Here is a 1,122-nt window from a genome sequence, read left to right as displayed (position 1 = left end):
CACAACAGTGTGTGAGACTTGCACATAAGCACCTCACGCAACAATAGTAAAATAAAAATAAATCATATAAAACAGTAAGATAATAATTTGGTATATCAGTTGCAGCTACCTATATGAACCTAAAATATTAAGGAGAGTATTATGGCTACACAAGCTTCAGTTAAATCGCAAACAGCTAAACATAACGATACAAACAGCGTGGCTGAGCCGAGTCACCCAGTAACGGATCAACTGAAAGATTCTCTTCATGCGTCAGTAGACAAGTTAGCAGACAGTGCAGGCATTGCAGAGGAAAACATTCGTCGCACTGCGACATCGTCTGCAGAGAACATGTCAGCGAGAAAGCGCCTGGCACAGCAAAAATGGCAGGCGTCGAAAGTACGTAGATATGCCATTGAGAACCCAGTAGCGACAGCGGGTATCGCTTTCGCAGCAGGAATGTTAGTGACGTCACTTTTACGTAAGAAGTAATACGATGACTGTACCAGATTTTCGAAGAGCAAATTTCAATTTGTGCACAGAAAATCCTTTTCGCCTGACGCCACCCGCGGCGCAGGCGAATCCTAATGTTACGAGCAACGGTGACAATGCTAACGCTGCATCAGCAACCTCTGAACACTCTGCACAATACAAGTCAACACAACAGAACAAGTCAACGCAACAGAATTACCCCGACCCATCGTTTTCGGATATCTTCTCGGCATTCTCCGAAGCATTGACCCAGCGAAAAGCGCAGGGTTTGGCATTTCTAGAGCTCACTAACAGTGAATTGATGCTCATTAAAAAGAGTTTCTTTGTTACAGTCTTTGCATGTCTAGCGGCATTTGCAGTGGGCACTGTATGTTGGCTCATTTTAAACATCGCCATTGGCGCTATACTTCATAGTGTGGGCGTTAGCTATGTGGTAGTTCCACTCCTGTTGTTGGTGTTTAACAGTGTTGCGGCCTTTTGTTTATTTAAACTTGCACAAAATTCATTTAATTACTTGAGCTTTAGCAGACTCATTCAAACGTGGCGACGGGTTTTCGGATAGTGAACACACTTACCATTGCGTAATAAATCACGGCCAATAATGAGGAAAAGAGATGAACATTTTTTTAAAATCGAATATGAAAGATATAG

The 1,122-nt window shown here is 42.6% G+C and carries 2 protein-coding genes; both read left to right on the top strand.

The features are described from left to right. The first annotated feature begins 141 nt into the window (after nt 1–141). Nucleotides 142–471: a DUF883 domain-containing protein gene (locus QVA83_RS18205; protein WP_287498788.1), complete on the top strand. Its 330-nt coding sequence runs from the start codon at nt 142–144 to the stop codon at nt 469–471. 4 nt (nt 472–475) lie between these two features. Further along, entirely contained in the window at nt 476–1,033 is a 558-nt protein-coding gene (locus tag QVA83_RS18200) for a hypothetical protein (protein ID WP_287498787.1), read from the top strand. Nucleotides 1,034–1,122: the final 89 nt, after the last annotated feature.

The organism is Alteromonas sp. AO-Serp, assembly GCF_017849675.1.
GTDB lineage: Bacteria > Pseudomonadota > Gammaproteobacteria > Enterobacterales > Alteromonadaceae > Alteromonas > Alteromonas macleodii.
The sequence above is the reverse complement of the archived record's forward strand: the minus strand, read 5'-3'. Positions and strand labels throughout refer to the sequence as shown.

Excerpts from the sequence above, each read along its gene's own strand:
- QVA83_RS18200 (WP_287498787.1), top strand. The coding sequence starts at position 476 with ATGACTGTACCAGATTTTCGAAGAGCAAATTTCAATTTGTGCACAGAA.
- QVA83_RS18205 (WP_287498788.1), top strand. The coding sequence starts at position 142 with ATGGCTACACAAGCTTCAGTTAAATCGCAAACAGCTAAACATAACGAT.